23 protein-coding genes and 1 tRNA gene are annotated in these 25,513 nt (G+C 36.0%); 23 read left to right on the plus strand and 1 reads right to left on the minus strand.

Going from position 1 to position 25,513, the window contains the following annotated elements; genetic code table 11:
• The first annotated feature begins 274 nt into the window (after nt 1–274).
• From BLQ66_RS04050 to BLQ66_RS04150, 21 genes are all read left to right on the plus strand, one after another.
• Nucleotides 275–1,171, plus strand: a complete 897-nt coding sequence (locus tag BLQ66_RS04050; protein ID WP_074521072.1) for a chemotaxis protein — start codon at nt 275–277, stop codon at nt 1,169–1,171.
• Between the two features lie 247 nt (nt 1,172–1,418).
• Nucleotides 1,419–3,587 carry a hypothetical protein gene (locus BLQ66_RS04055; RefSeq protein ID WP_074521073.1) on the plus strand — a complete coding sequence of 723 codons (2,169 nt, stop codon included), beginning with the start codon at nt 1,419–1,421 and terminating at the stop codon, nt 3,585–3,587.
• Complete coding sequence (gene hisH, locus BLQ66_RS04060; protein WP_027431768.1) at nt 3,584–4,189, plus strand: imidazole glycerol phosphate synthase subunit HisH; 606 nt, start codon at nt 3,584–3,586, stop codon at nt 4,187–4,189. The genes BLQ66_RS04055 and hisH overlap by 4 nt, the downstream gene beginning before the upstream one ends.
• 50 nt (nt 4,190–4,239) lie before the next feature.
• A complete protein-coding gene (gene hisF, locus BLQ66_RS04065) occupies nt 4,240–4,998 on the plus strand; it encodes an imidazole glycerol phosphate synthase subunit HisF (protein WP_074521074.1) in 759 nt (252 codons plus the stop codon).
• 207 nt (nt 4,999–5,205) lie between these two features.
• Entirely contained in the window at nt 5,206–5,883 is a 678-nt protein-coding gene (locus tag BLQ66_RS04070; protein ID WP_074521075.1) for a uracil-DNA glycosylase, read from the plus strand.
• Nucleotides 5,884–5,943: 60 nt separating this feature from the next.
• Nucleotides 5,944–6,420 carry a COG2426 family protein gene (locus BLQ66_RS04075; RefSeq protein ID WP_074521076.1) on the plus strand — a complete coding sequence of 159 codons (477 nt, stop codon included), beginning with the start codon at nt 5,944–5,946 and terminating at the stop codon, nt 6,418–6,420.
• Nucleotides 6,421–6,704: 284 nt separating this feature from the next.
• Nucleotides 6,705–6,776 (plus strand) — tRNA-Glu (locus tag BLQ66_RS04080).
• A gap of 181 nt (nt 6,777–6,957) precedes the next feature.
• Nucleotides 6,958–7,425, plus strand: a complete 468-nt coding sequence (rimP, locus tag BLQ66_RS04085; RefSeq protein WP_074521077.1) for a ribosome maturation factor RimP — start codon at nt 6,958–6,960, stop codon at nt 7,423–7,425.
• A 23-nt stretch (nt 7,426–7,448) separates the two neighbouring features.
• A complete protein-coding gene (gene nusA / locus BLQ66_RS04090) occupies nt 7,449–8,612 on the plus strand; it encodes a transcription termination factor NusA (protein ID WP_034246216.1) in 1,164 nt (387 codons plus the stop codon).
• A gap of 44 nt (nt 8,613–8,656) precedes the next feature.
• Complete coding sequence (rnpM, locus tag BLQ66_RS04095) at nt 8,657–8,932, plus strand: RNase P modulator RnpM (protein ID WP_027431773.1); 276 nt, start codon at nt 8,657–8,659, stop codon at nt 8,930–8,932.
• A 13-nt stretch (nt 8,933–8,945) separates the two neighbouring features.
• Complete coding sequence (locus BLQ66_RS04100) at nt 8,946–9,245, plus strand: L7Ae/L30e/S12e/Gadd45 family ribosomal protein (protein ID WP_027431774.1); 300 nt, start codon at nt 8,946–8,948, stop codon at nt 9,243–9,245.
• Between the two features lie 15 nt (nt 9,246–9,260).
• Nucleotides 9,261–12,092 (plus strand): translation initiation factor IF-2, encoded by a 2,832-nt coding sequence (gene infB / locus BLQ66_RS04105; protein WP_074521079.1) that lies wholly within the window; start codon nt 9,261–9,263, stop codon nt 12,090–12,092.
• 102 nt (nt 12,093–12,194) lie between these two features.
• Nucleotides 12,195–12,572 (plus strand): 30S ribosome-binding factor RbfA, encoded by a 378-nt coding sequence (gene rbfA / locus BLQ66_RS04110; protein ID WP_027431776.1) that lies wholly within the window; start codon nt 12,195–12,197, stop codon nt 12,570–12,572.
• A gap of 23 nt (nt 12,573–12,595) precedes the next feature.
• The gene (locus tag BLQ66_RS04115) at nt 12,596–13,552 is read left to right on the plus strand and encodes a DHH family phosphoesterase (RefSeq protein ID WP_074521080.1); all 957 of its coding nucleotides are present in this window, start codon (nt 12,596–12,598) and stop codon (nt 13,550–13,552) included.
• 18 nt (nt 13,553–13,570) lie between these two features.
• On the plus strand, nt 13,571–14,503 hold the full coding sequence (gene truB, locus BLQ66_RS04120) for a tRNA pseudouridine(55) synthase TruB (protein WP_074521081.1): 933 nt from the start codon (nt 13,571–13,573) through the stop codon (nt 14,501–14,503).
• 26 nt (nt 14,504–14,529) lie between these two features.
• Nucleotides 14,530–15,456, plus strand: coding sequence for a bifunctional riboflavin kinase/FAD synthetase (locus BLQ66_RS04125; RefSeq protein ID WP_074521082.1), 927 nt, complete (start codon nt 14,530–14,532; stop codon nt 15,454–15,456).
• A 133-nt stretch (nt 15,457–15,589) separates the two neighbouring features.
• Nucleotides 15,590–15,856 carry a 30S ribosomal protein S15 gene (rpsO, locus tag BLQ66_RS04130; RefSeq protein ID WP_027431780.1) on the plus strand — a complete coding sequence of 89 codons (267 nt, stop codon included), beginning with the start codon at nt 15,590–15,592 and terminating at the stop codon, nt 15,854–15,856.
• A 314-nt stretch (nt 15,857–16,170) separates the two neighbouring features.
• A complete protein-coding gene (locus tag BLQ66_RS04135) occupies nt 16,171–18,255 on the plus strand; it encodes a polyribonucleotide nucleotidyltransferase (RefSeq protein ID WP_074521083.1) in 2,085 nt (694 codons plus the stop codon).
• Between the two features lie 104 nt (nt 18,256–18,359).
• Nucleotides 18,360–18,779 carry an HIT family protein gene (locus BLQ66_RS04140; RefSeq protein ID WP_027431782.1) on the plus strand — a complete coding sequence of 140 codons (420 nt, stop codon included), beginning with the start codon at nt 18,360–18,362 and terminating at the stop codon, nt 18,777–18,779.
• Between the two features lie 81 nt (nt 18,780–18,860).
• Entirely contained in the window at nt 18,861–19,604 is a 744-nt protein-coding gene (locus BLQ66_RS04145; protein WP_074521084.1) for a YebC/PmpR family DNA-binding transcriptional regulator, read from the plus strand.
• Between the two features lie 80 nt (nt 19,605–19,684).
• A complete protein-coding gene (locus BLQ66_RS04150; protein WP_074521085.1) occupies nt 19,685–20,380 on the plus strand; it encodes a PilZ domain-containing protein in 696 nt (231 codons plus the stop codon).
• A 176-nt stretch (nt 20,381–20,556) separates the two neighbouring features.
• Here BLQ66_RS04150 and uxaC read toward each other — a convergent pair whose 3' ends face one another.
• Entirely contained in the window at nt 20,557–21,975 is a 1,419-nt protein-coding gene (gene uxaC / locus BLQ66_RS04155) for a glucuronate isomerase (RefSeq protein ID WP_074521086.1), read from the minus strand.
• A gap of 322 nt (nt 21,976–22,297) precedes the next feature.
• Between uxaC and BLQ66_RS04160 the strand changes: the two genes are divergently transcribed.
• Both BLQ66_RS04160 and BLQ66_RS04165 read left to right on the plus strand, forming a co-directional pair.
• Nucleotides 22,298–23,797: a tagaturonate reductase gene (locus BLQ66_RS04160; RefSeq protein WP_330389803.1), complete on the plus strand. Its 1,500-nt coding sequence runs from the start codon at nt 22,298–22,300 to the stop codon at nt 23,795–23,797.
• 135 nt (nt 23,798–23,932) lie between these two features.
• Nucleotides 23,933–25,420, plus strand: coding sequence for a UxaA family hydrolase (locus BLQ66_RS04165; RefSeq protein ID WP_074521088.1), 1,488 nt, complete (start codon nt 23,933–23,935; stop codon nt 25,418–25,420).
• Nucleotides 25,421–25,513: the final 93 nt, after the last annotated feature.

Consider the following 25,513-nt stretch of genomic DNA (forward strand, 5'->3'; position numbering starts at 1 on the left):
AAGGTTAAGGTTTGGATAGAGAGTGAGAAATCACTGAACAAAACGAGGGTTATTCTTTAAGGATAATCATACGGATGATATATTTAATGTGCAGTTTTGAATAAACAAGAACTTAAAGCTTAGAGATTTTTCTCTAAGCTTATTTTTTTTTCTATAGGTAATTCCAAGAACTATATTGAAAGTAAAAAAATTATATATTTCGATTGAAAAATATATATTGTTTTGTTATAATATTTACATAAGTTGATCGTGAAACAATATGGAGGAATTAAATATGGAAACTAACATTTTACTAGATAGTGGAACTAACGAGCTAGAAGTATTAGAATTTATCGTTGGTGGAAATCATTATGGAATTAATGTTGCTAAGATAAAGGAAATCGTTCCATTTAATACTGTTACACCAGTTCCAAACTCGCATCCTTGTGTAGAAGGAATTTTTATGCCAAGAGATCTTATGATTACTGTTGTAGATTTGGCAAAGGTAATTAATAGAGAACCTTCAGTGGATCAGAACAGAGATATGTTTATTATTACAAACTTTAACAAGTTGAATGTAGCTTTCCACGTTCATGCAGTTTGTGGTATTCATAGAGTTTCATGGGCAGACATTATTACTCCAGATGCAACAATTAGTAATGAAGATTCTGGCGTTGCAACTGGTATTGTAAAGATTGATGGTCAATTGATTGTTATCCTCGATTTTGAAAGAATCGTATCAGAAATCAGTCCAGAGACTGGTTTAAAGGTTTCAGATATTTCAAAGCTCGAAGGAAGAGCAAGAAACGAATCTCATATTGTTATTGCAGAGGATTCTCCACTTCTTATTAAGCTTATTTCTGATTCTCTTACAAAGTCAGGATATAGTAACCTTACACTTTGTAGTAATGGTCAGGAAGCTTGGGATTATTTGTGCTCAGCTAAAGCTGGAGAAACCGATTTGGATATAGACATTATTATCACTGACTTAGAGATGCCACTTATGGATGGCCATAGACTTACTAAGTTAGTAAAGACAGATGAAGTTTTAAAGTCCATACCGATTATCATTTTCTCTTCTCTTATCAACGAACAGATGAGAATTAAGGGCGAATCTTTAGGAGCTGATGTTCAGCTTTCAAAACCAGAGATTGGTCGATTAGTTGAAGAGATTGATAAACTTTTAAGATGATTTTTTCTCATTTTTTACACTTCCTCTTATGGTGCCGCTCTTATAGAGCGGCACTATTTTTTTAAGGAAAATCTATAAATTCCTTTAAAAAGGTTAATATTTCTAAAAATTTTTCCGATATATTTATAGGTAAAATATTCTAACATATATTTTTAACTTAGACTTTAGAATTAATATTCTTGTTGATAAATACTATATATGTTAAAATATTATTATATAAAAGAACGTGACAAGGTGGTGAATACATTTGCCAAATAATGACGAGGACTACCTAAATAAATTGCTTCAATCAGTTGGTGCTGATGAAAATTTAGCCAAGGGAAAGAAGGCTTCTAAGGCTAATTTGTCTGCTGATGAATTAGAGGAGGAACGCTTATCTAGAGAAGTTAGAAACGCAGTGGATAGGAATAATGCGTCTAACAAGGATGAGAGTATTGAGGCTTTTAATGAGGAGGATGCTAATTCTATAGATTCTATAAATCCTGAGGATTTTGCAGATCTTGAGGGCTTAGCTGAAGATGATGAATTAGAAAATGAATTAAATGATGATTTTGATGATGCGGATTTGTCTGAAGATGACGAGTCGGCGTCTTTGATTGATGCTCTGGGAGATATTATGGACGGCTATAATGATTCAGGGCTTGATTTAAATCTTGAAGATGAAGCAAATGCAGTCACAGACGATGATGATAATGATGAAGATAACAACGACGAAGATGAATTAACTATAGATCCGGACGACCTTGAAAAAGACTCAGAAGTAGAAGAGGAATCAGAAGAAGAATCAGATGAAGAATTAGATGAAGAATTAGAGGGATCAGATGAAGAATTAGACGCAGACGATAATGACCATGAGGATGAAATCAGTATAGAAGAATCTGGGGACGCAGATGGTGATGAGGCTGCAGATGATGAAGCAGATGATGAAGCTGGTGGCGATGGTGATGAAACTGCGGATGATGAAGCTGATGGCGATGATGCTGATTTATCTAGTCTTGAGGATATAATGGCTGAGACTGAGGAGATTGATGAAGAAGAGGCAATTGATCCGGAGGCTGTTAAGGATAATGTAAGCGAAGATGATGGACTAAGCGAGGAGGAGAAGGATTTAAAGGCAGACGAGGAAATTGACAAATTGCTTAGTGAAACGGATTTAGATGAGGGCATGGATTTAGCCTCTAATGATTTGGCTGGAGAATTTGCCGATGGTGAATTGTCAGATAATGAAATTGAGCGTCTTGTAAATATGGACTTAGACAACATCATTGAGGATGCTACTTCAGATAGTATGTCGGTTGAGGAGTTATTTGCAGAGGACGACGAAGAGACTAGAGAAGATGGCGATGAGGCAGAGGATAAAAAGAAAGAGAAAAAGGAAAAGAAGAAAAAAGAAAAGAAGGCGAAGAAGTCAAAGGATGAGGTTGAGCTTGATGACTTAATTGAAGAGACTACTAAAAAGCCAGGTTTCCTTGCAAAGCTTAAGGACATTTTCTTTGAGAGTTTGGAAGATGAAGACTTAGAAGAAGAGGATGAGACTAGGGGTAAGTCTAAGAGAAGGACTGATGAAAATGGTAGAATCTTAGACGAGATTGATGGTGAGGCTGGAGAAGATGGCGCACCAAAGAAGGGCTTCTTTGCAAAGTTTAAGTATAGACTTGCGCAGTGGAAGAAAAAGCAGGCAGAAGAGGAGGCCCAAGAAGAGGAGCAACAGGCTATTGCTGATGAAGAGGCTAAAAAGGCAAAGGAAGAGAAAAAGGCGGCAGCAAAAGAGGCCAAGGAGGCTAAAAAGGCTGCGGAGAAGGAAAAACCTAAAAAGGAAAAGAAAGAAAAGCCTAAAAAGGAACCTAAGCCAAAGAAACCTAAGAAACCAAAGCCTGAGCCAAAGCCAGAGGATATCCTAAAAATTAAACCTGTTTCCATGATTATGTTTATTTTATTTGTCGCAGGTGTTATAGTACTATTATTAGTTCTTATTAACGCTGTTAACTATGACTACAGTTCTAGTACGGCAAAGAACTATTTTAACAAGGGCGATTATGCAGCGGCATATGAGGCACTTGACGGTTTAAGTTTGAACGAATCAGACACGACTTTATATGAACAGGCAAAGACAATCCTCTATGTTGAGAGACAGTATGAGGCTTATACTCTTTATTTGCAAATGAATGACAATACGGAAGCGCTTAATTCCTTAATTAAGGGAGTTATAGCTTATGATAAATATTGTGACGCGGCGGAAGCACTTGGAGTTTCAGACGAGTTTGAAGCAGCTTATGAAGAGATTTTAAATGCCCTTGAAGATACATTTTCAATAGGAGAAAATAAGGCCGAATCATTAGCCGAGATGTATAGTTCAGACTTTACCGAGTATTACTTCGTAATAATAGAATACGGGAAAGCGGCAGGTACTGAATGATTGCAATAATTGATTATGATGCAGGAAATTTAAAAAGCGTAGAGAAAGCGCTACTCTCCCTTAATCAGGAGGTTTTGGTAACTAGAGATAAGGATGCAATTTTGCAGGCGGATAAGGTTATTTTGCCAGGTGTTGGCTCTTTTGGCGATGCTATGAATAATCTTGATAAGTTTGATTTAATTGACCCTATTAAAAAATGTGTTGACAATAAGACACCATTTCTTGGGATTTGCTTAGGACTTCAGCTTTTGTTTGAGTCAAGCGATGAATCTGTTGGGGTTGAAGGATTAAATATTTTGCCTGGAAAAATTCTTAGAATACCTCCAAAAGAGGATTTCAAGATCCCTCACATGGGCTGGAATTCTTTAAATGTTAAAGAGGATGCAAAGCTATTTAAGGGATTAACTAAAAATCCTTATGTATATTTTGTCCATTCTTATTATTTACAGGCAGCAAATGAAGACATTGTAGCTGCAACAACTGAGTACACAACTACGATTCATGCAAGTGTGGAGGCTGGAAATGTATTTGCATGTCAGTTCCATCCAGAAAAAAGTAGTAGTGTAGGCTTAAAGATTTTGGAAAATTTTGCAAATTTATAGGCTAATTTCGTGTGGTAAATGTAAATTGAGAAAATGAATGGAGAAGGTGTATGTTTACAAAGAGAATTATTCCTTGTCTTGATTGCAAGGATGGCAGAGTTGTTAAGGGCACTAATTTCGTGGATTTGGTGGATGCCGGTGATCCAGTTTTAGTTGCTTCTATGTATGATAAGTCGGGAGCCGATGAGTTGGTTTTCCTTGATATAACTGCTTCTAGCGATGGAAGAAATACAACTGTTGACTTGGTTAGAAAGGTAGCAGAGAAGGTATTTATCCCATTTACAGTTGGTGGCGGTATTAGGACTGTGGAGGATTTTAAGGTTTTACTTCGTGAGGGTGCTGATAAGATCTCTATTAATTCGGCAGCTATTATGAATCCAAATCTTATATCTGAGGCAGCATATAAGTTTGGTAGCCAGTGCGTGGTTGTGGCAATTGATGCTAAACGTTGTGATGATGGTCATTGGAGTATTTATAAAAATGGCGGTCGTGTGGACATGGGCATGGATGCTGTTGAGTGGGCTATGAAGGCTGAAAAACTTGGCGCTGGTGAGATTTTACTTACAAGTATGGATTGTGACGGCACAAAGGCAGGTTATGATTGTGAGCTTACAAAGGCGATTTCTTCAAATGTATCTATTCCTGTAATTGCCTCAGGTGGTGCAGGTAAAATGGAAGATTTTAAGGATGCCTTTACAAAGGGTGGTGCAGATGCAGCACTTGCAGCTTCACTATTCCACTTTAAGGAGCTTGAAATCAAGAACTTAAAGGAATATTTGGCTAAGGAAAATATTCCTATGAGATTGTAATTTTGAAGAAAAACGACATGTAGGATGATTTGTAGTTTTGAAGAAAAACGACATGTATATATGATATTTAAACTACCTAGAGATTATTATTAATCTAATTTCTAGGTAGTTTTTTTATGGCTTTTCTTTGCCAAAAGAAGAGTGGGCGAGTATAATTGTTTCTTGATTGGATTTTTATTGATGAATTAAAGAAAGAGAGACATTTTTATGGAAAAGTTTACTAATTCCTGGGCGACTAGTCTTAGCGCTGAGTTTGAGAAGGACTACTTTAAAAAGCTAGAGGGATTTATTGATGAAGAATACAGTAGTAAGGAGGTTTTTCCAAAGAAAGAGGACCTTTTTACAGCACTTAATTTAACGGCTTTAGAGGATGTGAAAGTGGTGATTTTTGGGCAAGATCCATATCATGAAGAAAATCAGGCCCATGGTTTAGCATTTTCAGTGCCCTTATCTCAAAAGAAGATTCCACCTTCATTAAAGAATATCTATAAGGAATTAAATAAGGAGTGCGGCTGCTACATTCCTAATAACGGCAACTTAAAGAAATGGGCAAGCCAAGGGGTACTTTTACTAAATACAGTGCTTACAGTTAGGGCACATGAGGCCAATTCCCACAAGGGTAAGGGCTGGGAGTGCTTTACAGATGAGATTATAAAGATCTTAAATAACGAGGATAGACCTATTGTTTACATGCTTTGGGGCAATAATGCTAAGGAGAAACTTGAGATGCTAAACAATCCAAAGCAGCTGGTTTTAACTGCGGCTCATCCAAGTCCACTCTCTGCAAGAAGGGGATTTTTTGACTGCGGACATTTCAAAAAAACTAATGAATTTTTAATTAACAATGGATTGTCGCCTATTGACTGGCAGATTGAAAATGTGTAAACTAGGCTAGGTCTTGCAATAATAGCAAGAATAGAGAGAATGAAATATTTTGGAGGAAATATGTTTAAAAAGTATTTGATTATATTTTTAGTTTCAATGGTTCCTTTAGTAGAGCTTAGAGGTGCTATTCCTATTTCACAGGGAATGCAGCTTCCACTAGTTCAGTCCTACATTGTATGCATGATAGCTAATATGTTACCTATGCCTATTATTTACCTTTTTGCAAGACGTGTGCTTGAGTGGGGTAAGGATAAGAAGGTCATTGGAAAGTTCTTTACTTTCTGTCTTGAGAAGGGACATAAAGGTGGAGAGAAGTTAAAAGAGAAGGCTGGTAATGGCTTATTCCTTGCATTAGTTTTATTTGTTGGTATTCCAATTCCTGGAACAGGCGCTTGGACAGGAACTCTTGCAGCTTCAATTCTTGACTTTGGTTTTAAGAAGAGTGTACTTGCAGTATTCCTTGGAGTTTTACTTGCAGGATGCATTATGAGTTTAGTAAGTGCAGGTTTATTTGGTGCAATCTTTAGTTTTGCATAGAATTTAATTAGACTAAACTTTAAATTAAATATAGAAGAATATATTAAAACACAAGATTTAGTGGTATTGATTAATTAAGACTACAAAATCTTGTGTTTTTCTTTATTTTTATGAAAATATGAGAATTCAGTGTTTATGCGGCTTTGAGACGGGTAGGAATCAAGAAAGCTAGAAAAAATCTAATTTTTTCAAAAAAAATTCAAAAAAGTACTTGCAATTATGTCGCAACTAGTGTATATTATCAAAGTACCGCGCGGCACTAAAGAGTGCGACGGACAAGATATGGCTCGTTGGTCAAGAGGCTAAGACGCTGCCCTCTCACGGCAGAATCAGGGGTTCGATTCCCCTACGAGCTATTCTGTATTATTAGTACTTAGAAGTGAGTGGACTTATGATAGTCCACTCACTTTAGTTTTATGTTTAAATAATATAGAAGCACATAGGCTTATTTATTTTGTGTTAAAAGCATATTTATAGTATAATAACTTTGTGCGTGTTACTAAAATTGAATATTTTAAAGAAAGGCAGAGACATTAAATGGGTAAAAGAGAAAGTTACGAAGAAAAAACTGAAATGCTTATTAAACCTATTATCGATGCTAACAAGGTTGAACTTTTTGACGTTGAATTCGTCAAAGAAGGTAGCGATTGGTACTTAAGAGTTTTCATTGATAAGGAAGGCGGAGTTACTATTGAGGATTGCCAAAATGTAAGTAGAGCCTTTAATGAAATCTTAGATAAGGAAGATTACATTGACTCTGAGTACATTTTTGAGGTTAGTTCTCCAGGTCTTACAAGACCGCTTAAAAAAGAACGTGATTATGAAAAAAGTATTGGCCGTTTAATTGAGATTAAACTTTATAGTGCGGTAGATGGTGTTAAGGAAGCAGAAGGGATTTTAAAGTCATTTGACAAGGACACTATTACAATTGAAATTAACGGACAAGATAAAGATATAGAAAGAAAGAACCTATCTATGATTAGATGGGCTTACGTAGAAAAGTAAATTTTTATTTAATGGAGGATAAGATGAATAAAGAATTAATCGCAGCTCTTGAGTTGTTAGAAAAGGAAAATGGAATTAGCAAGGAAATTATGTTTACTGCTATTGAGAAGTCTCTTATGGATGAATATAAGGCTGAATTTGATAAGGCAGATAATGGTCACGTTGTTTTAGATAGAGTAACAGGTGACTTCCATATTTATGCTGATAAGCTTGTTGTTGAGAAGTTAACAGAAGTTGACGGTGATGACGAGAATAAGAAGATTAAGGAAAGAAGAATTTACAGCAAGGAAATTACACTTGATAATGCAAGAAAGGTTGATCCTAAGGCAGAAATCGGAGATGTAATTACTATTGAAGTAAAGTCTGAAGAATTCTCAAGAAAGGCTGCTAAGAATGCTAAGAACGTTATCGTTCAGACAATTAGAGAGCAGGAGAAGAATTCTATCTTTAAGGAATATAAGGCTAAGGAGAAGGAAATCATTACTGGTGTTATTCAGAGAATCGCTGAGAATGGTGATATGACTGTTGATATCGGAAGAATCCAGACAATCCTTAAGGCTGAAGAAGTTAATGTTGGAAGAAAGTTAAAGGTTGGCGATAGAATTAAGCTTTACGTTCTTTCAGTTGTTAATAGAGAAAAGAGCGGAATTTCAGTTAGAGTTTCTAGAAAGTCTCCAGAACTTGTAAAGAAGTTATTTGAAGAAGAAGCTGCTGAAATTAAGGATGGCGTAGTTGAAATTATGGGTATCGCTAGAGAGGCTGGTTCAAGAACTAAGATTTCTGTTAGAGCTAATGTGCCTAACGTAGATCCAGTTGGTGCTTGCGTTGGTATTAGCGGTGGCCGTGTTAGAAATATTGTTAACGAACTTGGTGATGAGCAGATCGATATTATTGAATGGGATGATAACTCAGCTCAGTATATTGTTAATGCACTTAGCCCAGCTAAGGTTGTTGCTGCAGAAGCTGATGACGATGCTAAGAAGGCTAAGATTGTTGTTTCAGAACAGCAGTTATCACTTGCTATTGGTAAGTCTGGTCAGAATGTTAGACTTGCAGCTAAGTTAACAGGCTATGGTATTGATATTAAGAGCGAAGCTGATGATGAAGCACTTTATAATGAAGAAGACGATAGCGATTTTGAAGATTTAGATTTTGAGGCAGATATTGAAGTTGAAGAGACTCCTTAATACCTTGAAAATATTTTAAAAACTTATCTGATTGGAGTGATTTAATGCCGGGAACTAAAAAGATTCCACAAAGACAATGCATTGGGTGTGGTCAGATGAAAGATAAGAAAGATCTTATCAGGATTCTAAAGAGCCCAGAGAATGAAATTATAGTAGATACTACTGGTAAGAAGAATGGCAGGGGCGCATACATTTGCAATAATCCTGAATGTCTTAATAAGGCTATCAAGCAAAGGGGCTTAGAAAGATCCTTTAAGATGGCAATTGATAGTAGTGTTTATGATGAATTAAAGAAGGAGTTTGAGAAACTTGGACAATAAAAAAATTATATCCATGTTAGGATTAGCTCAGAAAGCAGGAAAGGTAGTTAGTGGTGAATTTTCTACAGAGAAGGCCGTTAAGTCTAAGAAGGCTTTTATGGTTATCGTTGCAGATGATTCTTCAGATAATACTAAGAAAATGTTTTCAAATATGTGTGAATTCTATAAGGTTCCTATATATTTCTTTTCCGAAAAGGAAGCTATTGGTCATGCAATAGGAAAGGAATTTAGAGCATCACTTGCGATTCTAGATGAAGGATTTAAAAATAAATTAGAAGAATATTTTAAACAAGGTATAGACAGTAATGAATAAGGAGGTCATTGTTTAATGAGAGTACACGAATTAGCAAAAGAATTAGGTATAAAAAGCAATGAAATTATAGAAATGTTATCAAATAGTGAGAAGGCTTATAAGACTATGAGCGGCTTAACTGATGACGAAATCAAGAAGGTTAGGGGTAAGTTTAAGCCAGGAAAGCCTGAAGCTAAGGCAGAGCCTAAGCCTGAAGAGAAGAAAGAAAAGCACATTTCTCAGGTTGTTTTCCCACAGAATAGCAACAGAGATGGTGATTATAAGGCTAAGTTAAATCAGAAGAAGGATCAGATTTCTCCAAAGGGTGATTCAAGAGATTCTTCTGATAGAGATAACAGAAATAGAGATAATCGTGACAACCGTGATAGAAACGGAAACCGTGATAGAAACGGTTATAACAGAGACAACCGTGATAATAGAGATAGAAACGGTTATAACAGAGACAACCGCGATAGAAATGGTAACCGCGATAATAGAGATAATCGCGACAACCGTGATAGAAACGGAAACCGCGATAACCGTGATAGAAATAATGGCGGTTACAATAGAGACAATCGCGATAACCGTGATAGAAACAATGGTGGTTACAACAGAGATAACCGCGATAATAGAGATAGAAACGGTTATAATAGAGATAATCGTGACAGAAACGGTAACAGAGACAACCGTGACAGAAATAACGGTGGTTACAACAGAGATAACCGCGATAGAAATGGCGGCGGCTTTAATAGAGACAACCGTGATAGAAACAACGGTGGTTTTAATAGAGACCGTGACAGAAATAATGGTGGCTTTAATAGAGACCGCGATAGAAATGGCGGCTTTAATAAGGATAAGGACTCAGATAATAACGGCAGAAACTTTAATCAGAGAAGAAATGATAGAAGAGATTCAGCTCCAAAGGATGATTTCTTATTTGAGCAGAAGCCAGATGCTAGAAGAGCAGATCAAAGATATAATTCTAAGAAGAATAATGACAAGAATGATAGAAGAAAAGATAGAGACTCAAGAGAGAATCTTAAGTTTGCAAGCGGCTTAAACAAGAAGCCTAATAAGCCAAATAAGCCAGCTCCAAAGAAGGAAGAAGAGGATACAATCAAGACACTTACTCTTCCAGATTCACTTACAATTAAGGAACTTGCAGATAAGATGAAGGTTCAGCCATCTGCAGTTGTTAAGAAGCTCTTTATGCAGGGTAAGGTTGTTACAATTAATCAGGAAATCGATTTTGAAACAGCTGAAGAAATCGCATTAGAGTTTAACTGTATTTGTGAACATGAAGAGGTTATTGATGTTATTGCAGAACTTCTTAAGGAAGAAGAAGAGGCAGCAGATACACTTGTAACTAGACCACCAGTAGTTTGTGTAATGGGTCACGTAGATCATGGTAAGACATCCCTTCTTGATGCTATTAGAGAAACACATGTAACTTCTAAGGAATCAGGTGGTATTACTCAGAAGATCGGTGCTTATAGAGTTGATGTAAATGGTAACACAATTACATTCCTTGATACACCAGGTCATGAGGCCTTCACTGCAATGCGTATGCGTGGTGCTCAGGCTACTGATATTGCAATCTTAGTTGTAGCTGCTGATGATGGTGTTATGCCACAGACAATCGAAGCTATTAACCATGCTAAGGCTGCTAATGTTGAAATTATTGTTGCTGTTAATAAGATTGATAAGCCAAATGCTAACATTGAAAAGGTTAAGCAGGAACTTACAGAATATGGTCTTATCGCTGAAGATTGGGGCGGTTCAACAATTTTCTGCCCGGTATCAGCTCATACTAAGGAAGGTATTGATAACCTCCTTGAAATGATCTTACTTACAGCTGAAATTATTGAACTTAAGGCTAATCCAAACCGTAAGGCAAGAGGTATTGTTATTGAAGCTGAGCTTGATAAGGGACGTGGTCCAGTTGCAACTGTTTTAGTACAGAAGGGTACTTTAAGAGTTGGTGATTCAGTAGCTGCTGGTTCTTGCTATGGTAAGGTTAGAGCTATGATTGATGATACAGGTAGAAGAGTTAAGGAAGCTGGCCCATCTACTCCTGTAGAGATTCAGGGTCTTAATGATGTACCTAATGCTGGTGAAATTATTATGGCTATGGATTCTGATAAGGAAGCAAGAAATGTTGCTGAGACATTCATTGCTGAGAATAAGAAGAAGCTCTTAGATGATACTAAGCATAAGGTATCACTTGATGCTTTATTTGAGCAGATTCAGGCTGGTAACATGAAGGAACTTAATATTATTATTAAGGCCGATGTTCAGGGTTCTGTTGAAGCTGTTAAGCAGTCACTTGTTAAGTTATCTAACGAAGAAGTAGTAGTTAAGGTAATTCATGGTGGCGTTGGTAATGTAAATGAATCCGATGTAGTTTTAGCTTCTGCATCTAATGCAATTATCATTGCCTTTAATGTTAAGCCTGATAACCAGGCAAGAATTTTAGCTGACCGTGAAAAGGTTGACTTAAGAACATATAGCGTTATCTACAATGCTATTGAAGATGTTGAGTCTGCTCTTAAGGGTATGCTTGAGCCTATCTATGAAGAGAAGATTATTGGTCATGCTGAAATTAGACAGATCTTTAAGGCTTCTGGTGTAGGTAATATCGCTGGTACATTAGTAACAGAGGGTAGAATCACAAGAGAATCTACTGTAAGACTTACAAGAGAAGGCGAAAAGATTTACGAAGGACCAATTGCTTCACTTAAGCACTTCAAGGATGAAGTTAAGGAAATCAAGGCTGGTACTGAATGTGGTATCGTACTTGAAAACTTCAATGACATCAAAGAAGGCGATGAAATTGAAGCAAGCATTATGGTTGAAATACCTAGATAATAAAAAATGTAACTTATATATAAGAAAGCCTCTAAATTTAGGGGCTTTCTATCTTGATTATAGTGAATGTTTATGATACATTTGCAAAAAAGAGGAATTGCTATGAGAAAGAATAGTTCGAAGAATATTAGAATTAATTCAGAGGTCTTAAGAGAATTAAGCAATATCATTAGAAAAGATATTAAGGATCCAAGAATTAATCCAATGACATCAGTAGTTTCAGTTGATGTAGCTCCTGATTTAAAAACATGTAAGGCATATATTAGTGTCCTTGGTGATGAGCAGTCACAAAAAGATACTCTAGCTGGTCTTGTTAGCGCTGAAGGCTATATTAGACGTCAGCTTGCTAGAACAGTTAATTTAAGAAATACACCAGAAATTAAGTTTGTAATTGACCAGTCAATTGAATATGGTGTTAAGATGTCTAAATTAATAGATGATGTTACTAAGGCAGATGCAGAGTCACACAAGGAAGATTAGTAGTTGCTAATAGGAGGTTATTTATGAATATTTTAGATGAATTAAAAGACGCGAAAATAGTTGGAATTACCGGACATGTACGACCAGATGGCGACTGCGTTGGTTCTACTATGGGACTTTATAATTTCCTAAAAGTAAATAGACCTGATTTAGATGTAAGAATTTTCTTACAAAAGCCAGGTGATGAGTTTAACTACATTCCTAGAATAGATGAAATTAGACAAGAGACAGATATTAATCTTGTTTGTGACGCATTTGTAGTACTTGATTGTAGTTCACTTGATAGAATTGAGCCTTTTGCAGAGCTTTTTTGTAATGCAAAAAAGACAATTTGTTTAGATCATCATATTAGTAATAAGGATTTTGCTGATGTAAACTTAGTTGAGCCAGACTGGAGTTCTACAAGCGAGGTTTTATATACAACTCTTGATGAGGAAAAAATTGATAAGGATGTGGCAACCTGCATCTACACTGGTATTATTCATGATACAGGTGTATTTAAGTATAGTTGTACATCTGCGCAGACAATGGCTATTGCTGGAAAATGTATGGAAAAGGGTATTGATTACTCAGACATTATTGACAATAGCTTCTATGCAAAGACTTATATTCAAAACCAGATTCTAGGTAGAGCATTACTTGAAAGTGTGTTATTTTACGATGGTAAATGCATTTTCTCAAGTATCTCAAGAGAGATTATGGACTTTTACGGAGTTGATGGTAAGAGTCTAGGCGGAATTGTTGAACAATTAAGACTTACAGAGGGTGTTGAAGTGGCCATCTTTATGTATGAAATTGGAGATGGAGAATACAAGGTTTCTCTTCGTTCAAAAAAAATTATAGATGTGGCAAAGATTGCTGCTAAATTTGATGGTGGCGGTCATGTTAGAGCTGCTGGCTTTAGTATTAAGGGCACAGTTCATGGCATCATTAATCAGATTGGTGCTCTTATTGAAGAGCAAGTAAAGCAATTATCATAATTTAAGTTAGGGATTGATATTATGAATGGGATTATTAATGTATACAAGGAGCAAGGCTTTACATCCCATGATGTGGTAGCTAAGCTGAGGGGCATTTTAAAATTTAAGAAAATTGGACACACAGGAACTCTAGATCCTGACGCAGTAGGTGTTTTACCGGTTTGCCTTGGAAAGGGCACAAAGATTTGTAGCATGATTACAGATTGGGATAAGACTTATGAGGCTGTTATGCTTCTTGGTACAATCACTGATACTGCAGATATTTCAGGAAATGTGTTAAAGTCTAGTGAGGTTAATCTTACTGAGGCTGATGTTCTTGAGGCTTGCGAAAGTTTTATTGGTGAATATATGCAGGTTCCACCGATGTATTCAGCACTTAAGGTCAATGGAAAGAAGCTTTATGACTACGCAAGAAGTGGAATTGAAGTGGAAAGAAAGGCTAGAAAGGTCGTAATTAAGAGCTTACATGTCAATGATATTGACCTAGAAGGTAAGCAAAAGTTTGTTACTATGACTGTAGAATGTTCTAAGGGAACTTATATTAGAACTTTATGCGAGGATATTGGTAATAAGCTTGGTTGCGGCGCTTGCATGTATAAGCTTACAAGAAAGAGAGTCGGTCAGTTTTGCATTGATGATACATTAACTCTTAATCAGATATCAGCTCTAGTTTTAAAGGGTGAATTTGAGAGTGTTGTGAAGGCTATTGATGATATGTTTCCACAATACCCTAAGTTAGAGGTTACAGTAGAAGGGGATAAGTTATTACATAACGGTAATAAGATAGATTTAGAATATAAAGAGCAATTTATAAAGCAGTTTGAAGGAATTGATTTTGTTGAGGGAGACAAGCTTCGTCTCTATGATTCAAATGGCGTTTTTGTAGGAGTTTACAGAGTTTGTGAAGGTCTTTTAACTCCAATTCAGATGTTTTATGATGCTAATGAATAATATAAAAAAGGGAGGTGTGGCCAGTAATGGAATATATAAATGGGCTAACTGACGTGAGATTGCCTAAAGCAAGTGCAGTTACACTTGGTAAGTTTGATGGATTGCATATTGGGCATAGAAAGCTCATTAATTTAGTTAAAGAAAAAGCTAAGGAAGAAGATTTACTCTCAGTTTTATTTACTTTTGATAGTATTCCATTAAGTTTATTGCCACAAAGAAATCAGCATTTTCTTACAACAAATTCTGAAAGAAAAGCAATCTGTGATAAGTTAGGTATAGACTGCTTGGTCGAGTATCCATTTACAAAGGAATTTATGAATATGGATGCTAGGGAGTTTGTAAAAAAGATTATCGTAGATGACTTAAGAGCTAAGGTAGTCGTGGTAGGTACTGATTATGGCTTTGGCAAAGGAAGAAGCGGTGATGTTAATCTTTTAAAGGAGCTTGGTGACGAGCTTGGTTTTGAAACAATTATTGTTGAAAAGGAGAAGTATCAAGGACAGGAAGTTAGTAGCACTTATATTAGAGAAGAGCTAGCCCTTGGTCATATGGAAACAGTAAATGTGCTTCTTAATAGACCTTTTTCTATTACAGGAGTTGTATCATTTGGAAAACAACTAGGCAGAACTATTGAAATGCCAACAGTTAATATATATCCAACAGAGTCAAAACTATTACCACCTAAAGGGGTTTATGCCTCTAAGATATTAATCGATGGAAATGAATATTTTGGCGTAACTAATCTAGGAACTAGACCTACTGTCAATGACAGTATGGAGATTAGCGTAGAGACTAATATTTTTGACTTCAATGAAGATGTTTATGGTAAGAAGATAGAAGTTATGTTGATGCATTTTTTAAGAGCTGAAATTAAATTTGACAGCGTTGATAGCTTAAAAAAGCAAATGGAAGCGGATAAAGAATTTGCTAAAAATATGTTCTTAATAAATTAAGCTAGTTTAGTAAATTAACTTGCAAAGATAGTAATGGTATGGTAATATACCAAGGTACTAGCCACAACTCAGGAATCGGAAACTCCGACCTATTGCTTAGTTGTTGGCGTTTAAATTAAAGGAGGATACAAGTATGATATCTAAGGAAAAGAAAGCAGAAATTATTGCAGCTTACGGAAGACAGCCTGGTGATACAGGATCTCCAGAAGTTCAGATCGCAATCTTAACAGAAAGAATTGCTGAATTAACAGAACATTTAAAGGTTAACCAGAAGGATCATCATTCAAGAAGAGGTCTTTTAAAGATGGTTGGTAAGAGAAGAGCTTTACTTGCTTACCTTAAGAAGAATGATATTGAAGGTTACAGAAACCTTATCGAGCGTTTAGGCTTAAGAAAGTAATTTATAATGCTTTTTTAGGGGGCGGAGTTTATCTTCGCTCCTTTTTATACGCCAATTTTTCACTAGGGATTTAAGAATTGAAACTTCTTTTCATTAAATTCTTAAATTATAATATGGTAAAGAGTGTTTAATTGTTGTATAATAATAATGTTTATGTGTATGTGCAATTAGGTTATTCCGAGACCACTGAAAAGCTTATTAAGACATTTTTAATGAGTTTTTTAGTTGTTTCGGCACCTATTTGCTCATATGGTAGGGCTTTGGCCTAGATTATTTACCAATTATTTAAGCCCATAGGGCGGATAGGAGATTATATGTTTAAGCAGTATACTTTAGAGCTTGCTGGTCGTACACTTAGAGTTGATATTGGCCGTGTTGCAGCTCAGGCTAATGGTGCAGCATTAATGCACTATGGTGATACAGTTGTCTTATCTACAGCAACTGCATCAAAGGAACCAAGAGAGGGAATTGATTTCTTCCCACTTTCTGTAGAATACGAAGAGAAGATGTATGCAGCTGGAAAGATTCCAGGCGGCTTCAATAAGAGAGAGGGTAAGGCTTCAGAGAATGCTATTCTTACTTCAAGAGTAATTGATAGACCTATGAGACCTCTTTTCCCTAAGGATTACCGTAATGATGTTACATTAAACAACATGGTTATGTCTGTTGATACAGAATGTAGACCAGAACTTTTAGCTATGCTTGGTTCTGCAATTGCTACATCAATTTCAGATATTCCATTTGACGGTCCATGTGCTACAACTCAGATTGGTTTAATCGACGGTGAATTCGTTGTTAACCCTTCACAGGCTCAGTGGCAGGAAGGCGACCTTCAGTTAACAGTTGCTTCAACAAAGCAGAAGGTTATTATGATCGAAGCTGGTGCTAATGTAGTTCCAGAAGAGAAGATGATTGAAGCTATTTACATGGCTCATGATATTAACCAGACAATCATTGCATTTATCGAGAAGATTGTTGCAGAGGTTGGTAAGGAAAAGCATACTTACGTTTCATGCGCAGTTCCTCAGGAAATGTTTGATGAAATGAAGAAGATTGTAACTCCAGAAGAGATGGAAGTTGCAGTATTTACTGATGATAAGCAGACAAGAGAGAAGAATGTTGATGCTATCACAGAGAAGTTAAAGGAAGCTTTTGCTGAGAATGAAGAATGGTTAGCAGTACTTGGTGAAGCAGTTTACCAGTATGAGAAGAAGACTGTTCGTAAGATGATCTTAAAGGATCACAAGAGACCTGATGGTCGTGCAATCAACCAGATCAGACCTCTTGCTGCAGAAGTTGATATTATTCCTAGAGTTCATGGTTCTGCTATGTTTACTAGAGGACAGACACAGATTTGTGACGTTGTTACATTAGCTCCATTATCAGAAGCTCAGAAGGTTGATGGTCTTGATGAGAATGTTACAACAAAGAGATATATTCACCATTACAATTTCCCTTCATACTCAGTTGGTGAGACAAAGCCATCTAGAGGTCCAGGACGTAGAGAAATTGGACATGGTGCCTTAGCTGAAAGAGCTTTAATTCCAGTTCTTCCATCTGAGACAGAGTTCCCATATGCTATTCGTGCCGTTTCTGAAACATTTGAATCAAATGGTTCTACATCAATGGCATCAACATGTGCAAGCTGTATGTCACTTATGGCAGCAGGTGTACCTCTTAAGGCTATGGTAGCTGGTATTTCTTGTGGTTTAGTTACAGGTGATACAGATGATGATTATGTAGTACTTACTGATATCCAGGGCCTTGAAGATTTCTTCGGTGATATGGACTTTAAGGTAACAGGTACAACAGAAGGTATTACAGCTATTCAGATGGATATTAAGATTCATGGTCTTACACGTCCAATCGTTGAAGAAGCTATTAGAAGAACTAGAGAAGCTAGACTCTTCATCATGGATACATGTATGAAGCCAGCTATTGCTGAACCTAGAAAGACTGTTGGAGAATATGCTCCAAAGATTATCCAGACTCAGATTGATCCATCTAAGATTGGTGAAGTTGTTGGTCAGCGTGGTAAGGTTATTAATGCAATCATCGATGAATGTGGCGTTAAGATTGATATTACAGATGATGGCTTTGTTTCAGTTTGTGGCGTAGAGCAGGCTGGTATGGATAAGGCTATGAAGTATATCAAGACTATCGTTGAGGACTTCAAGGAAGGTACAATCTATGAAGGTAAGGTTGTAAGCATTAAGGAATTTGGTGCATTCGTTGAATTCGCTCCTGGTAAGGAAGGCCTTGTTCATATTTCTAAGATTTCTAATGAAAGAGTTAACATGGTTGAAGATGTTCTTACACTTGGTGATCAGGTTAAGTGTAAGTGCATGGGTAAGGATAAGTTAGGAAGACTTAGCTTCTCAATTAAGGATGCTCAGTAATAATTACTGATTTAATTTGACTAGAATAATTTTAAGGAATGTCTGCTATTAAGGCATTCCTTAAGTTTGTGTAAAGAGACTAATATTAAGAATGGAGAATTATTATGATAGATAATAATTGCGCATATTGCGTTGAGGGTGAACTTGTTGCAAAGTTCGGTATTAAGATTTGTGAATTAGAGACATCAAAGGTTTATTTATTTAAAGAACAGTCACATCCAGGTAGATGTATCGTTGCTCATAAGAAGCATGTAGGTGATATGAACGAACTTACAGCTGAGGAAAGAGCTGCTTATTTTGAGGATGTTGCTAGAGTAGCACGTGCTATTATGAAGGCATTCAACCCAGATAAGGTAAATTACGGTGCTTATGGTGATACAGGTCATCATCTTCATTTCCATTTAACACCTAAGTATAAGGATGAATTTGAATGGGGTGGTACATTTGAAATGAACCCACAAAAGACATTCTTAACAGATGACAAATATGATGAAATGATCGCTAAGATTAAGGCTAATCTTTAATTTAGATTATGCTTAAATTTGGCTTGTTTTGTCATTATTTATAAATGCTACAAAGTTATTTTTAAAGGAGTTATAATATATATGTCAGGACATTCAAAATTTGCTAATATTGCCCATAAGAAGGCTGCAAATGATGCTGCTAAGGGTAAGATTTTTACTAGACTTGGTAAGGAAATTATGGTCGCAGTTAAAGAGGGCGGTCCAGATCCTAATAATAATAGCAAGTTAAGACAGGTTATTACAAAGTGTAAGGCAGCTAACATGCCTAATGATACAATTGATAGAGCTGTAAAGAAGGCTGCTTCTACAGATATGTCAAACTTCGAATCTGTTACTTATGAAGGTTATGGCCCTAACGGTACAGCTATTATCGTTGAAGCTTTAACAGATAACCGTAATAGAGCTGCATCTAACATCCGTAATGCCTTTACAAAGGGTGGCGGAAATGTTGGTACACCAGGTTGTGTATCTTTCATGTTTGATAACAAGGGACAGATTATTGTTCTTAAGGAAGATTATGACAAGACTGCAGATGATTTAATGGAAATCGTATTAGATGCAGGCGCAGATGATTTAGTTGAAGAAGAGGAGTACTTTGAAATTTTAACAGCACCAGAAGATTTTGATGCAGTTTCAACAGCACTTTCAGATGCAGACATTAAGATGTCTTCTGCAGAAGTTACAATGATTCCTCAGACAACTGTTGATTTAACAGCAGAAGAGGATTTAAAGAAGATGAGAATTATTCTTAAGCTTCTTGATGAAGAAGATGATGTACAGAACGTATATCATAACTGGAATGAACCAGAAGAAGACGAGGAATAATTTTTAGCTAAGTTTTCTATAATAAGATAAGTCATTTAATAACAACGGGAGAGAATTTTTTTTTAAGGAGTTGTTGTATAATGATTTTTACAGACATTAAGATCAATACTAATCTTAATATTATAGTTAAACAAAAAAGCGAAGAACTACAATTCCATTCTAAAGTTGTTAGTGTTTTAAATGATAAGGTACTTATTGATGCTATAAGGATGGATGGAAAGGCTGTAAAGCTTAGTTCAAGTCCTAATATAAGAATAGATATAATGGCATGCCCAGCTGGTGAAGCACCATATATGTTTACTAATGTTTTGGTGAAAATGACACGACATAACGGTCGTTTAGCATACCAGGTGACAGCTTTAAAAAGAGGTAAGAAGGTTAATAGAAGAGCAGCTGAGAGAATTTTTTTAGGTGTTAAAGGCAATGTTCAACTTGGAATTACTAAGAGTAATTTTGATGTGGTTGTTAAGGATATAAGCCAGACTGGTTTTTCTTTTGCGGCCTCTAGAAATCTAATTGATGCAGTGGATATGCCCGTTAAGCTTCGTTTTAAAGATGATTATAATATGATTGATATTGTTGGAAGAATTGTTAGAAAGACAGTTCTTGATGACAAGAAGGTTATATATGGTTGCCAATTGCTTATAAATAAGGATAGCTATCAAAGATACGTTCTTAATAAAGAAAAGGTCTACACAGAGAAAATGAAGGCTAGTAAGAATGGATATTTTAGTCCAGCTAAACGTAATTTGATGCGAGCTTTAAAAGAAAGATAATAAGAATATAGATAAGATGAATTATAGTTAATACTATGATTCATCTTATTTTTTATTTAGATTAATCTTAGATTAGATCTTTCCATAAAAAAATAAATCTGACAAATAGGCAAGAAAAAAGGGAAACGAAAAATTCGTTTCCCTTATTATAGTTATTAGTAAAACTAAATAGATAATTACTTAATGAATCTGTCAAAACCAAAGTATCTAACAGCGTTATTGTATGAGATACCTTCAACAATCTTCTTAAGAGACTTATCATCTGCTGGGTATTCACCATTCTCAACCCATCCACCAATAAGTTCACACATAATTCTTCTGAAGTATTCATGTCTTGTGTAAGATAAGAAACTTCTTGAATCTGTAAGCATACCGATGAAGTTACCAAGAAGGCTTAAGTTAGCAAGTGATGTCATCTGGTTTGTCATACCAACCTTGTGATCATTGAACCACCAAGCAGAACCCTGCTGAATCTTACCAGCAGCTGTTGAATCCTGGAAACATCCAATAACTGTACCGATAATAGCGTTCATGTTAGGGTTAAGTGAGTAGATGATTGTCTTAGGAAGCTCTTCTGTAGCTGAAAGTGCATTTAAGAATGCAGCCATTTCTGCTGAGCAGTCATAAGAGTTGATGCAATCATAACCTGTATCTGGTCCTAACTGAGAGTATCTTAACTTGTTGTTATCACGGATTGTACCGTAATGTAACTGCATAACCCAACCAAGTCTATTGTATTCCTTAGCAAGAGTAACCATGAAGGCTGTCTTAAACTTATCTCTTTCAAGATCAGTTAATTCATTGCCTGCAAATCTCTTAGCAAAGATTTCTTCGATTTCAGCGTCTGTATAAGGCTTGTACATAACGTATTCAAGAGCGTGATCAGATACGCAGCATCCCATAGAATCAAAGAATGCCATTCTATCCTTTAATGCTTCTACTAATGTCTTGAATGAGTTAACCTTAATACCAGATCTTTCTGATAAGCTAGCCATGTAATCAAGATATTCAGGCTTTTCAATGTTCATAGCCTTATCAGGTCTCCAAGCTGGTAAAACCTTAATATCGCTACATGTAGGATCTTCAGCGATAACCTTATGCCATTCAAGAGTATCGATAGGGTCATCTGTTGTACAGATTAACTTAACGTTAGACTGACGAATAAGTCCACGTACAGTCATTGAAGATTCCTGTAACTTAGCATTACAAATGTTCCAAACTTCTTCAGCTGTATCACCATTTAATACACCTGTGTAACCAAAATATCTCTGAAGCTCTAAATGAGACCAGTGGTAAAGTGGGTTACCGATAGCAAGCTCAAGTGTTTCTGCCCACTTCTGGAACTTTTCGCGGTCGCTTGCATCTCCTGTGATATATTTCTCATCTACGCCGTTAGTACGCATCTGTCTCCACTTATAGTGGTCACCACCAAGCCAAACCTGTGTGATGTTCTCGAACTTTCTATCTTCAGCAATTTCTCTAGGGTTGATATGACAGTGATAATCAACGATAGGCATCTTGTCAGCGAAATCGTGGAAAAGATGCTGAGCTGTTGGTGTAGATAATAAAAAGTCTTTATCCATGAATTGTTTCATAATCCATAGTCCTCCTAAAATATAATAAGAAATCCTCTGTAAAAATGTTTCGTTTACAGCACTTCTTTAAAGATACAAAACTACAGAACAAAAATCAAGGTTTACCAACGAAAAAGCCAATAAAAATACAAAATACAAGATATTTTTGAACAAATTTACTAAAAGGTATAGTTAAAAATAAGTAGTTAAATGTAAAAATTTTTGTTAATTTAATATCAATTGAAAATACTGTTGATAATTGCAAATCACAATGATATTATATCTAAAGTAAGCCGTATTTAGGGGCAAAAATGGGACTGTTCCCATAAAAAGAAGGAGATTTATGATGCAAAGATTAAATAAGAGTATTACACATGCAGTTGACAGACCTGTTAAGGTTATGCAGTTTGGTGAAGGAAACTTCCTTAGAGCATTCGTAGACTATATCTTCGATGTTACTAACGAGAAGACAGATTTCAACGGTGGTGTTGTTATTGTTAAGCCTATCGAATTCGGAAACCTTGACAGATTCCATGATCAGGAGTGCCAGTATACACTTCAGTTAAGAGGTTATGAGAATGGTCAGCCTAAGGAAATTACTCGTCAGATTACTTCAGTAGTAGATGCAGTTGCAGCTATTGAAGACTATGAGAAGTTTATGGAATATGGAACAAGCGAAACACTTAGATTCATCGTTTCTAACACAACAGAAGCTGGTATTGTATTTGACGCTACAGATGATTTCAATGCTTGCCCTCCAAAAACATATCCTGGTAAGTTAACAAAGTTATTATTTGAAAGATATAAGAAGTTCAATGGAGCAGCTGATAAGGGTCTTATCCTTCTTCCATGTGAACTTATTGCCGATAATGGTATAGAATTAAAGAAGTGCATTATGCAGTTTATCGATCTTTGGAAGTTAGAAGATGGATTTAAGACATGGGTTAACGAATGCTGTTCATTCTGTCCTACACTTGTAGATAGAATCGTACCTGGTTACCCAAGAGAAGATGCTGAAGCACTTTGCAAGGAGTGGGGTTATGAAGATCAGTTAATCGATAGAGCTGAAACATTCGGTTTATGGGTTGTTGAAGCTGATACTAATATCACACTTGATCAGTTAAAGAAGGAACTTCCATTTGAAGAAGCTGGACTTAACGTAGTATTTACAAAGGATCATCATCCATACAAGGAAAGAAAGGTTAGAATCTTAAATGGTTCTCATACAAGTTTCGTACTTGCTTCATTCCTTGCTGGTAACAATATCGTAAGAGAGTCTATGGACGATCCTACAATCAGACAGTACATGGAAGAAACACTTTATAACGAAGTTATTCCTACACTTTCATTATCTAAGGAAGACTGTGAAGAATTTACAAAGGCTGTTATTGATAGATTCCTTAACCCATTTGTAAAGCATCAGTTACTTGATATCTCACTTAACTCAGTATCTAAGTGGGAAGCTAGATGTTTACCTTCATTCTTAGGTTATGTTAATAAGTTCAATAAGTTACCTAAGTACTTAACATTCTCTATCGCAGCACTTATGAGCTTCTACACATCACAGACAGAAGCTGAATTCAATGGTGGTATTGTATTACAGGGCGATAGAAACGGTGAGAAGTATAACATCCGTGATGACAAGGCTGTTCTTGATTTCTTCAAGGAAAACTCAGCTAAGTCTGCAGCAGAATTTACACATGCTTACCTTTCTAACACAGCATTCTTTGGTGGAGAAGATTTAACTAAGGTTGCTGGTCTTGAAGAAGCTATTACTAACTACATTGATGACATCAGAAACAGAGGCATGAGAGCAGTTGTTACTGATTTAGTTAATGCTTAATTTAGTAAAAAGTTATACTTTAAGTATTGTTAGAGTAAATATTATATAATAATATAAAAGAGCGGGTGATAGTACTCATCCGCTCTTATTTAAAGAAAAAAAGAGAGAATATAAATTATTTAAAGGGAGGATATTATGCAGGAATTTATTAAGATTAATAAAGACGATAATGTCTGTGTTGCCTTAAAGCCAATCGCTAAGGGAACAACTGTAAATGTTGCTGGTGAGAATATTACTACAGTAGAAGATATTCCACAGGGACATAAGTTTGCTATTAAGCCTGTTAAGAAAGGTGATTCTGTAATTAAGTATGGCTTTAGAATCGGTATTGCTCAGGCTGATGTTGAAGTAGGTGCATGGATTCATACACATAACTTAAAGACAGGTCTTGGAGAATTACTTGAATATAAGTATGAACCAACAGGACAGGTTGATAAGGTTGATGAAGAAAAGGCATATTTTGACGGTTATGTTAGAGAGAATGGCAAGGTTGGTGTAAGAAATGAAGTATGGATTATTCCAACTGTAGGTTGTGTAAATTCAATTGCTAGAGCAATTGAAGCTAAGGCTAAGCTTCGTAAGCCAGAAGGTGTAGATGAAGTCGTAGCATTTACTCATCCATATGGATGTTCTCAGGTAACAGAAGATCAGGAGAACACAAGAACTGTACTTGCTGATTTAATTAACCATCCAAACGCAGGTGCTGTATTAGTACTTGGTCTTGGTTGCGAGAACTCAAGAATTGAAGTTTTAAAGAACTATATCGGTGAATATAATCCTGAGAGAGTTAAGTTCTTACAGGTTCAGGATGTAGACTATGAGCAGGATGATGCTGATAGAATCTTAGATGAACTTATGGCTTATGCTTCTCAGTTTAAGAGAGAAAAGGTTGATGCTAAGGAACTTATCATTGGTATGAAGTGTGGTGGTTCTGATGGCTTATCAGGTATTACAGCTAACCCAACTGTAGGACAGTTCTCAGATATGTTAGTTGCTAAGGGTGGTACAACTATTCTTACAGAAGTACCTGAAATGTTTGGTGCTGAAACAATTCTTATGAATCGTTGCGAGAATGAAGAACTCTTTAATAAGACTGTACACTTAATCAACGATTTTAAGGAATACTTCATTAAGAACGGTCAGGAAATTTATGAGAATCCATCTCCAGGAAACAAGGATGGTGGTATTACAACACTTGAGGATAAGTCACTTGGTTGTACACAGAAGTCTGGTTCTTCACTTGTAAAGGGTGTATTAGCTTATGGCGAACCTGTTAATACTAAGGGCCTTAATTTATTATCAGCTCCAGGTAATGATTTAGTTGCAGCTACAGCACTTGCAGCTTCTGGTGCTCAGATCGTTTTATTTACAACAGGACGTGGTACCCCATTTGCTTCACCAGTTCCTACTGTAAAGATTGCGACAAATTCAAGACTTGCTAATAAGAAGAGCAACTGGATTGACTTTAACTGCGGTAGAATCGTAGCTGATGATGTTCCAATGGAAACAGTATCTAAGGAATTATTCCAGTATGTATTAGATGTAGCTTCTGGTAAGAAGGTAAAGGCTGAAGAAGAAGGCTTCCATGACTTCGCTATCTTTAAGCAGGGCGTTACATTATAATTTAAAAATACATTAAAATATAATACGATATAAAAAGCTATCAAGATTTGTAATTTGAATCTTGATAGTTTTTTTTATAAATAATTGAATTTA

The organism is Lachnospira pectinoschiza, from assembly GCF_900103815.1.
Lineage (GTDB): Bacteria > Bacillota > Clostridia > Lachnospirales > Lachnospiraceae > Lachnospira > Lachnospira pectinoschiza_B.